The sequence below is a fragment of the Paenibacillus sp. SORGH_AS_0306 genome (genome assembly GCF_030819345.1).
Classification (GTDB): domain Bacteria; phylum Bacillota; class Bacilli; order Paenibacillales; family Paenibacillaceae; genus Saccharibacillus; species Saccharibacillus kyungheensis.
Genome location: NZ_JAUTBP010000001.1, coordinates 4,965,157 through 4,975,964, shown reverse-complemented (window position 1 = coordinate 4,975,964; position 10,808 = coordinate 4,965,157). Strand labels below are relative to the sequence as shown.

Below are 10,808 nucleotides of genomic sequence, written 5' to 3'. Positions count from 1 at the left end.
TTTCCTTTAATAATATTGATCATCCGTTTGGTAAACATAATATCCCATTATACATGAAGCAGACCGAAGAATGGTATAGGTTACGAACATATTTTCGTTTATTTCTTTTTATTTTCTACAGATTTTCTACAATTGAATAGGTGAGGAAGGTCTAGCCGGTATCTGAAAAGAACGATGTACCCAGCCTATCAAGTCCATTTCATCAGTTAGACTGCCAATATAACTGATATATCCATCTGGACGAATCAGCACATAGCCACCTTTGCCCATTCCATATTGTTGATGCAGATGATTGTCTGGATCGGTATGAATATGCGATGGTAGTGATAATGAAGTCATTAATGGTTGATCCAGTAATAAAATATGGATATCAATAATATCTTTCCATTTTACAGCTACTTGAGTCAACAATGAACGGTGATCTGGCTCTTCGATCTCATCTTCAAGTGTGGGTGGCTTCGGGCTTGCGACTACAGGATGTTCTCCTGTAAATAAAAGTAGCGTATGGCGAGATGATTGTCCGTATCCTCCATCAGGTGCTCGCTCTCCTGCATGAAGCATTGGTCGTTGCCAGCCTTTGCCTTGTTGCACAATAGGGCTGTGGGGATAAGCCAATCCTGTTTCGGAGATTAGACTGAACAATCGCTTTTGGATTACTTTACGAGAAGATAGTAATGGAGCGACTGTATTGCGAATCGCAATCGGTACAGAATATCGGGTTGTCGCTAACCGGGTAAAAAGAGAGGTTCCACGTAGTAATTGTCGTCCAATCGGTTCACGTTCAGCATGATAGCTATCCAGTATAGTATCGGAAGCATACCCCTGACAGACTAGCGCTAATTTCCAACCTAGATTAAATGCATCTTGTATCCCTGTATTCATTCCTTGTCCACCGATAGGTGAATGAATATGAGCAGCATCTCCTGCTAGAAAAATGCGACCTGTACGGTAAGACTTCACTTTCCGTTGATGTACAGCAAATTTTGCTAACCAGATCGGATCTGAAATAGTAACTTTGATCGGCAGACAAATATCCAGTACTGCTTGAATATCTGCTAATTCAATAGATTGATCGGAAGCAGAAGAGGTTACAGCATGATCCGGTGGCATGCCAATAATAACCCGGTGTCGGTGATTCAGCATCGGGAAAAGAGCTGTCAGATAGCCTTTATTCAGATAGACATACAGCTTATTATGATCTTGCTTCCAATCGATCTGTACATCAGCTAGAGCAAACGATTGAGCCAGTACTTCGCCTTCAAAAGCAATATCACTGAGATGACGCACAGTACTATGAGCTCCATCGCAACCGACTACCCAGCGTGCCAATATCTTTTCTTCAGACTGAGCAGATTTGTCTGTATGTTGAATAATTGCCTGTACATATTGCTGAGGCTGATCTAGCTGTTGCAGAGCAGTTAATTGAACCTGTCGCTCTACAGTACCTCCGAGTGATGTTAAGCGATCAATTAGCACTTGTTCGGTGATACTTTGCGGAACCATCAGTACGTAGGGATAAGGGCTCTGAATTAATGAAGTAAAGTTTACCTGTGCTAATACTTTGTTATAGCTAGATGCTTGCATCCCTGTGACTTGATGCCCTTGAGCTATTAATGTATCTGCCACCTCTGCTTGATGTAATAATTCTAATGTACGTGCCATCACACCTAATGCTTTGGAATATTTGGAAGGATGCGGTGCTTTGTCAATAATTCGATACGATATACCGCGTCTTGCTAGTTCAATTGCTAGCGTAAGTCCTGTAGGACCTGCGCCTACAATCAACACATCACAATCAGGAGCAGTCCGATGAATATCAGCGTTGATAACCATATCTACCTTTCCTTTCATCTCCAAAATGATGATATATGCTATTTCAATGATTGACGTGCTAGATACAGACTGTACTCAATAGCCGGGCGCGCCAATTCTACGTAATTAAACAGTGTCGATGGTAGTCCGATTCCAGCTTCAAATAAGCAAATATTGCGATGTTCATCTACACCAATATCCAACCCGATTTCATGAAATCCTGATCCAATTTGTGATTCCAAATAATTTGCTAATTGTAGGGCAGTTTTTTGTATTTTTTGATCCATCGGCCCGTTCACTTCTTCACCAAATTGATGCTCCAAAAATCGATTCCATGTAGTAGATACAGTCAGTGTTTTTTTGCTATTGGCTATTTTAATATTGGATTTTAAAGAAATCCCTGCTGAACAAAAAGCGACAATCCATTCGTTTTTGCCATTTTTGGCAATATGCACTCGAATATAAAAAGGAAATCCTTGTATAACGGTACTACTCTGCACTAATTTTTGTACACAATAGCGTCGTTCCGTCAATAATTCTACCAAAGCCATCGTTTGCTCAGCGTTCATCTGATGAATATACGTCTGATCGAATACTTCCAGCATGTCTCCTTTTACTTCTGCTGTAAAAGTATTCTCGCCTTTAGCGCCTCGATCGGCTTTGAGTACGACTTGCTGATGTTGCTGAATAAATTCAATCACCTTCTCCGGTTCTCGCATAGTCATAAAAGGGATTACGATTTTTTTAAGCTCAGGATCACCTAACAGTAGATTGTACACTTTTGTTTTGTACATCGACTTGCCTATAAGGGTATGTGTTATTGGAATACCCGCTAACTTTTCATAAATATTGCCGAATTGATCTGATCCTCTGCGGCGCATCCGATCATAGATCACATCAGGATAATCAAAAGTGTTGTAGACCCATTTTGTACCATTCCATTCTTTGCCACGAATTTTACGTGTTGCTTCCTTCACATCGCCAGGGTAGAAATAGAAAAAGTCCGCTTGATGACTGCTTGCTGCCATCGCACTAGCTAGACACAATTCAGGCTCTATTTTCCAACCGATAAGCATCCCAATCGACAATCGCTTCTCCATCGTATTCTCCTTTGCTTTTATGCAATGTATTTATAGATAGATTAGACAAGCTATGATCGCTTTTTAAGAAGATTGCGACTGACGCACTAAGTATTGACAGTAAGCGATCGCAGGCTGAGCCAGCTCTATATTATGGAAAGAAGTATCCGGTATCCCCAGACCTGCTTCAAACAATCGAATTTTATTTTGCTTATCAATTCCGAGGTCTAATCCTATTTCGTGAAATCCTGTACCCCATTGCTGTTCAAGATATTGCGAGATTTCAATCGCATATGCTTGAATTTTGCGATCCATTGAACCACCCGGTTGTTCTCCGAATTGATGATTGAGAAAGCGAGTCCATGTGGTGGTCACACGAAATGTACTTTCGCTATTTGTTACTTTGATCATCGGATTAAGCGACAAAGAGACTGAACAGAACGCAACCATCCATTGCCCTTGACCGTCTTTGGATACATGAACACGAATAAAAAATGGAAACTCTTGCACTGTTGTACTTTGAATTAATTTCTGTGCACAATATCTACGTTCAATCAATACCGTAACCACCTCAAGCATTTGTTCCTGATTCATCGTATGCAAATAAGTCTGATCGAACACTTCATATCCATCATCTTTCACTTCTACTGTAAACATATTTTGAGCAGATGCCCCACCATCTGCTTTGAAAATCACACGTTGATGCTTATGAACAAATTCGATTACTTTTTCAGGATCTCTCATCGTCATAAAAGGAATTAGTGACTTTTTCAAATTCGCATCCCCGCGAAGCACATTATAGACTTTCGTTTTGACAATAGAGCGTCCTCTCAGCGTATGAGTGATAGGAATACCTGCTAATTTTTCATAGATATTACCGAATTGATCTGAACCTTTGCGACGCATCCGATCATAGATCACATCAGGATATGCAAATGTTCCGGTGATCCATTGTGTGCCGTCCCATGCTTGCCCTTCAATCGTACGTGTCTGTTCATCTACACCCGCAGGATAAAAGTAGAAAAAATCAACTTCTTGACTGTGTGCTATTAATGCACAAGCCAGAGGTAAATCTAATCGTATTTTCCAGCCAATCATCATGCCAATCGACAATCGTTTTTCCATAATGATCTCCTTTGCTTTCTACTCTTGTTGTGATTTCATAGTACAACATATAGCAAAAGCTCGCTTTCTTAAAAACAGAAAAGCGAGCTTTTGCACATTCAAACGTTTAGCTAGAGGAATCAGTTGTTGCTGAATCTGTACTAATAGATGTTATAGCATATTCAGTGCTATCAATTTTGATTTTGTTGATATTATGACTATCTGTTTTGGCTGGCAAATCAATCGTGACTGTATATGGATTACTTTCAGTCAATTGAGCTTCAGATACAGGTTCTGTTTCTTCTGTTGGTGATGTACTTGATGTAGAAGAATCGGTTGTTCCTGTGTCGGTTGTAGCATTGGTTGAGCCTTTACTATCTATCGTATCGGTTGTATCTGAATCTGTAGTCGATTCAGAAGTTGCTGCTACAGTAGCTATCGTAGGATTATCGCTCATACCTGTAGTACTGGATGTGTCGTCGGTACGGTTGGTTGTAGCATCTTCTGCTGAAGAATCAGAAGAAGTATTCCCGCTACTCGTGGACGCTTTGCAAAGCGACTTGGCATTCAATTGAGTATAATCTACCTTTTGCCCGTTCCCCATCAGCAATGTTGCTTTAGTAGGTTTGAATGCTTCACAAGTAGCTAGATCTGCAAAGTGAAAAGCAAGACCTGTCGCATTACTAGTACTAGTACTGGTACTACTGTTATCTGTACCTGTTGTTGGCGTTGCACTGGTATCTGCATCTGGAGTCAATAATGTGACTACTACTTTGGGCAATTGAACGGTTTCTGTCGGCGGTTCGGTCACTTCTGGTATCGGATCAACCGCAGGTGCCGCTTGCTCGACAGTAATCACGCCAAATACTTTTAATGCATATACAGATAATCCACCGATCGCTACCAGTAAGACAACCGCTAGTAGCGCTAATAAGGGCATACGTTTGCGATTACGTTTAAACCATTTTGATAATGGTGTAGCTAATTCATCTCTTGCTTTAAGGTATACTGCTCGCAATGCTGGCCCTTCTTTGGGAAAATCAGCTTTCGCTTGCGAAGCAAGTTCTCCTCTGCGAAATGCTTCTGGATCATGTCTGCGAAAATACGCCAGAATAGCGGTCTCATAAGCAGGTACAAATCTTGGACTTTGCGACTTGCGACCCGATGTTTTTTTGGGAGTATCGGCTGTACGAACTCGATCTTTATCTAACAAATGATCGCTAGCCGATGAAGCAGGGTCAGGTAGCATAAATTCTGCACGTCCTTCTGACCAATGGAAAAAAGTATAAATTTGTTCAGGAGTACTCGCATGCTGGCGAACCGCTTCTACCATTGCAGAATAATCCAAGTCATTCGGTTCAGCACTATAGCTAAAAGCTGCCGCCAACCGTCCGAATTGTCCTTTTCGAATATCATCGGCTAGCCATAAGCGTCCTAGTTGTTGTACTTGATCTTTCTCATTCGGTTGCAATTGATGCAATAAATTCATTAAATCTGCGGATAATTCTTTTTCAGTAAACCAAATATATAATAATTGGAGTGCTAATTTTTTGGCATTGAGACGGCGATCAGCACGTTCAGGATATTCATCACTTGGTAACGGAAGAGATAGGAAATCTGCTTGCAACAACTTCTCACGAGTCAGTGTTGACCATTCCAGATCATTCAATAACAATCGTTCCGCAGAAGCTCGCATATCGTCTCCTAGACCGGATTGTCTCCAAGCTTCGGGTGGAATCACTTTTCCATGTAATGAACCGGTATCTACTTCATCTAATAAAGTAAATACTTTACCTGTAGCGATCATCAAGTCAGAGCTATGCCGTAATGCTTCCATAAAAGATTGACCTGCACGATTACAATAATCGTCCATCTCTAGTAAATCTGGATAGGTCGTGCCCCATTCTACAGCCAATTGAATCACTTCTTCAACAGTCTGTGCTTGATGGAATTTACGTTCTATTAACGGATTTAATAACATAACTGCAAGACTAGGCTGACTACCTGCCATTTTGATAAATGCATCATTTAAAGCAGGATGTTTCTCCATCATTACATAGAATGCCTGACTTGCTGCTGTCTGTCCTGCCGCAACAGCATTACGAATCGCCCAGATAAAATACTCTACAATTTTGCGTCCGGTATGTACTTCATCGATACCGTAATACTCTGCAAAACATTCTGCAATCGCAATATCCGGTACAACACCTGTCCGTACTTCATCAAATTCACGATCAAAACGCGATAAAAATAAATCATTGACACGCATTGCAGAATCCAGCGCGCCTGCTGGTCGTAAATGTTTAAGCAACGACTGCAAAATAGCCGCAGGATGCTCGCTATACAATTGTTCGTCGCCCGCTTCTACACGAAACAACGTTGTCCACTCATCATAATGTGCAGGATCAGGTAACTCTTCTGTCGAAGCATCGATTCCTGCTTGCCCGCTATCAGCAAATTCTTGTAATGCACGCAATTGATCCGGTTGTGTAATATGCTCCCAGACCCATTCGGTGTATACTTGACCTGCTTTTTCCGGTTGAGCTGGATGAATACGACCTGTACTCCAGTCAAAATGATAATCACGCTCAATATTGCGATCACCCGCACGAATCGAACCACTTTCAACGAACATCAATTGAATCCCTTTACGGCTTTCGGGTTCTTTCGCATAAGTGGTAAATCCTAGACGACGACGGAAAGCGTAAGGAAGCGCTTCTGTAATCACCGCTGTTAATCGCTTCGCATATACAGACAATTCAGTAATCGGTACATTCAGCGAAATATATACTTTACGACGCTTATGAATCGCAGACATCACTGCACCGATCAATTGCCGAAAAGTAGCTCCATCTATTCCTAATTCCTCTAATACAGCCATGCTATTTGAAGCAGACGGGGTAGACGGAATATCTTGCAATTGTGGTAAGTCTTGCCCTTGCTCTACATCATACTTTTCCTCAAAATCTGCTTGTAACCAACGATCATAGTGATGTACCCATTCTTCAGCACGCCCCGCAGGAATCACATAATTGTGAGAAAAGAATGTACTTCTTAACCCTGTAAAATCAGCATTTACGTAATGGCTATTTCCCAGTACAATATCACCATTTTCCAGTCGTACCAATTGTAAAGCAGACGGAAATAAAGCATCTTCTTTTTCACCTTTGGCTAACAACTCTGCCGGTGCATCATATACGCATAACGGATGAATATACTTTTTGATAAACGAGTTATCGAGTCTAGACGATTTGGCAATCGTATCGTACCCCTCGGTAGAGCGGAAAATACCACTTTTCTCCCGGGTATACATCTGTTGATCGATCAGGGCATTCGAGAATAAACTCAAGCGTTTCCTCTCCCCTCGATATAATTCAGTTTGTACAATAACCAGATAAATGGCTCATCGACACGAATCGGACTAACGACACTTTGTAGCTTCTGGTCGATAGGATTACTTCCTAATGCCGAGACAGCAAAATAAGCAGTGTCTTTGAAATATACATCCATCGTTCCTTTAAATGGACGATCGACACGCTCAATAAAGCGGCGAATTTCACCATCTATATTTTCAAATTCATTCAAATCAAAATAATCACGATGAATTACATTATGGAACACATTACTGTTGGATTTGATATATTCCCCTTCATCTCCACGCAATGATTCCAGCATATCGCTTTTGGTCAGCACAACAGCTGTTGGAATATTGGTTTTGCTATCTTCTTGATGAGCTATAAAATCGCTAAATAAAGTTAGTACGACATCACGTGGCTCATCATAACGAGACACCCATTCTCCTTTATCGTCACCAAGCTTAATCCGAATACGATCTCGAATCGAGCGAATCTGAAGCGGATCGACCATAAACAAAATCCCCGCAGAGTTTTTAATATGCTGACCATGCAGTCCCAAATAATCCTGATCAACCATACCTTCACCAGCTACATCAAAAAACACTAGTGTTAACGGTGGCTTCTCTTCATCTTTGAAAACAAATTGGAAAATAAACGGTTCTTGCATCCGTTCTTTTTGCGTAGAACCCAGTAGATCGCCACGTTCAAATAAAGGCTCTTCATAATTGATACGGAACTTGCGACTAATCTCTGTGGTCAGTGGCATACAGGCGGCATCAAAATTTTCTGCTGTAGTATTTTGCAACGTATGGATTAGTGCTGTCATATAGACAGACTTACCTACCTGCGAAGCACCCACAATCGAAATAATATTGCTAGGTACTTTGCCTGAAGTAACTGGTAATTCATTATGACAATGCGGACACAGACGACGACGTGTGACTTCACCATAGCGGTCATTGAGTCCCACCAGTACATGATCCGAATAAATACGCTGTTCTTCAGGAACATCTGTTGGTAGCAATACCGCTTCCATATCATGAACCGTATCCAGCCCAAAGCGAGAACGGTATTTGTTTAATTTTGCATCTTCACCGAGTCCGTAATCTTCATCATCTTCACGGTGATGTGAAGCACGAAATTCTACTTCTTCCGGTGAAAATTTATTAAAACAATACGGGCAAACGATATCGTAAAATAACGGTCTAGGCGCGGCTTCCGGTTTCTTTTTAAACCAATCGAAGATATTCATCTCAACGATCTTCCCCCTACTCCAAAATCAATTCGTACATCTGTCCGTATGTACGTCCATCGGTAAAAAAGAGTCTTACATATTCATTTTTGCCTACCTCAATCGCGGGCAATTCATTACGTCCTGCTTGAAAAGGAGCTGCAAATGGATATACAATCCCATCATCTTTATTGACAGCATACCCGCCTTCTTTTTTCACATAACATAATACTTCTTTGGGAATAGGCACTTCTGCATGAACTTCGATTCGCACCGTTTTACGTTTGCCAAACCATACTCCTTGTTGCTTAATCGAGTAATAAATTTTGGCTTTGCCTGCACTAAGTTCAATCGTATTTTGACCATCCGGTTGACGCACAAGTACAGTTTCTCCTTGTTCTTCATACGTCATATATACGGTATATGTCATCCTACCAAAATGATCGACTCTTTCGATATATCCATTGTTCGCTTTATATTCTTCTTTGGTATATAGACGCAGACTCGCAGGAGAAGAATCTGGCTGATCTGATGAACTACCTTCTTCGCCAACTGCGGACATCTGCGTTACTTTTTCAATATAGACCGCTTCTGTATCGCGTGGCCATAACCAACGCAATGTACACAATCCATCTTGCGCTTGTCCGGTCAAACCATGGATTCCTTGATTGGTTTTCAGTTCGGTGTACAGCATATAAAGATCCCCCTTCTGAGTCTACTTCTATCTATGTTTGACTGTATTTAAATGTATCTGTAATGAAACAAAACGTAATTAACGTTGAAATGTACCACTACTTGTTCCACGACGTCGACGTGGGCCTTCTGAAGGTGTAGGTGGCGGTGGTGTAGAACTGCGTTTGATCATACGTTTACTATTTTCACCAATCGGAACAACCAATGTGAATAGTGCAATAATAAATGCCAGAATCATAACTGCTAAAAAGCGTATCACTCCGTCTGTCCAATCCGTTTTGCCGATCCCCCACTCCAATAACCAACCAGCGAGTAATCCAGCTACACCGCCACCGATTCCGAAGCTACGTGCCAAAAAGCGATTGTCGAACATTAATCCCATACCTACACCCATCAATGCGCCTAATAACATCACCAGTATCACATGCAGAATCACATAATACAGATTGCTATAAAAAGGTTCACTACGTTCTGTTACCAGGGTACGTTTGTCTAATGTATCGTAAATCTGTTGGAACGTCTGTGGCAATTGCGAAGCATCAGCTACATTGTAATAGTTACCGCCTGTTTGACTCGCGATATCTGTAAGTAGATTCGTGCCGCCTGCATCTGTCAAATTCAAACCAACCGTATTGATCGAAATTGATTTGGCTTGATAAGGAGCAAGTGCAGACATATCCAGCGCACTATATCCATCAGACAACATAATGACGACTGTACCACGAGTATCATCATTTTGAGCAGTAATCTGTTGCATTGCAGTATCCAAAGCACCTGTAAAGTTAGTACCACCTGTAGTCGTTGTCATCGCATCCATCGTAGCTGTAATCTGCTGTTTGGAAGCATCATTGATTTCGGTCAACGGCAATACTACATTTGCTTGGTCGCTGAATCCGATAATCCCAACACGCTTGTCATCATCCATCGAATTGACCATATTTTTCACTGCTTGAAAACGCTGGTTCTGTGCATCGGTTTCTAGCATACTCCCGGAGTTATCGATCACTACGACAACGTCGCGAATCGATTTGACTCCATTGAATCCGATCTGGTAAATCGCTTCTCCACCAAGTCCTCCTAAAAACATAAGCACCAAAGTAGCGGGTACAAATAATTTCCACGAAAGCCCTGCATAACGTTGACGCCAGGATGCTCCATTTAATTTCGGTGAAATCGTTTCAGCTAACAAACAAAATCCACCAATAAATAGACTGATAATTCCAAAATACAATCCAATAAGAAGCACTCGTGGCATCCGATCAAAATAAGAATGAATCAACCATTCTCCTATGATAAATCCGATCGCGCCTCCAATAAGGCTAAACAATACCATAAGCCAATTCACTTTGCGTTGCATACGTGGCATCTCCCCTTTCATATGAATATGTGACATTTCGTTTATACATTTGAGCGATTGAAGTGTATCCTTACATCTAAATTTTAATGAAGTAGATGAAAAAGCTATGTAGGGAATGAGTGTAAGTTTGACCACTTCGAGGAAAAGATTATCCTTTCGCTCGCTGTTAAGGTCGG

At 41.3% G+C, this 10,808-nt stretch carries 7 protein-coding genes; all 7 read right to left on the bottom strand.

Features of this window, described 5'->3' with window-relative positions; translation table 11 throughout:
* Window positions 1-126 precede the first annotated feature (126 nt).
* Window positions 127-1,833: an FAD-dependent monooxygenase gene (locus QE450_RS22090; protein ID WP_307302161.1), complete on the bottom strand. Its 1,707-nt coding sequence runs from the start codon at window positions 1,831-1,833 to the stop codon at window positions 127-129.
* A 38-nt stretch (window positions 1,834-1,871) separates the two neighbouring features.
* Complete coding sequence (locus QE450_RS22085; RefSeq protein ID WP_307302159.1) at window positions 1,872-2,912, bottom strand: YheC/YheD family protein; 1,041 nt, start codon at window positions 2,910-2,912, stop codon at window positions 1,872-1,874.
* Window positions 2,913-2,975: 63 nt separating this feature from the next.
* Window positions 2,976-4,016 carry a YheC/YheD family protein gene (locus tag QE450_RS22080; protein ID WP_274171178.1) on the bottom strand — a complete coding sequence of 347 codons (1,041 nt, stop codon included), beginning with the start codon at window positions 4,014-4,016 and terminating at the stop codon, window positions 2,976-2,978.
* A gap of 106 nt (window positions 4,017-4,122) precedes the next feature.
* A complete protein-coding gene (locus QE450_RS22075; RefSeq protein WP_307302157.1) occupies window positions 4,123-7,344 on the bottom strand; it encodes a GAP1-N2 domain-containing protein in 3,222 nt (1,073 codons plus the stop codon).
* Complete coding sequence (locus tag QE450_RS22070) at window positions 7,341-8,603, bottom strand: TRAFAC clade GTPase domain-containing protein (RefSeq protein ID WP_273614576.1); 1,263 nt, start codon at window positions 8,601-8,603, stop codon at window positions 7,341-7,343. The genes QE450_RS22075 and QE450_RS22070 overlap by 4 nt, the downstream gene beginning before the upstream one ends.
* 16 nt (window positions 8,604-8,619) lie before the next feature.
* The gene (locus tag QE450_RS22065) at window positions 8,620-9,276 is read right to left on the bottom strand and encodes a beta-mannanase (RefSeq protein WP_273614575.1); all 657 of its coding nucleotides are present in this window, start codon (window positions 9,274-9,276) and stop codon (window positions 8,620-8,622) included.
* A 78-nt stretch (window positions 9,277-9,354) separates the two neighbouring features.
* Window positions 9,355-10,632, bottom strand: a complete 1,278-nt coding sequence (locus QE450_RS22060; RefSeq protein WP_307302155.1) for a vWA domain-containing protein — start codon at window positions 10,630-10,632, stop codon at window positions 9,355-9,357.
* Between the last annotated feature and the right edge of the window lie 176 nt (window positions 10,633-10,808).

Excerpts from the sequence above, each read along its gene's own strand:
- QE450_RS22065 (WP_273614575.1), bottom strand. The coding sequence starts at position 9,276 with ATGCTGTACACCGAACTGAAAACCAATCAAGGAATCCATGGTTTGACC.
- QE450_RS22085 (WP_307302159.1), bottom strand. The coding sequence starts at position 2,912 with ATGGAGAAGCGATTGTCGATTGGGATGCTTATCGGTTGGAAAATAGAG.
- QE450_RS22060 (WP_307302155.1), bottom strand. The coding sequence starts at position 10,632 with ATGCAACGCAAAGTGAATTGGCTTATGGTATTGTTTAGCCTTATTGGA.
- QE450_RS22080 (WP_274171178.1), bottom strand. The coding sequence starts at position 4,016 with ATGGAAAAACGATTGTCGATTGGCATGATGATTGGCTGGAAAATACGA.
- QE450_RS22090 (WP_307302161.1), bottom strand. The coding sequence starts at position 1,833 with ATGGTTATCAACGCTGATATTCATCGGACTGCTCCTGATTGTGATGTG.
- QE450_RS22070 (WP_273614576.1), bottom strand. The coding sequence starts at position 8,603 with ATGAATATCTTCGATTGGTTTAAAAAGAAACCGGAAGCCGCGCCTAGA.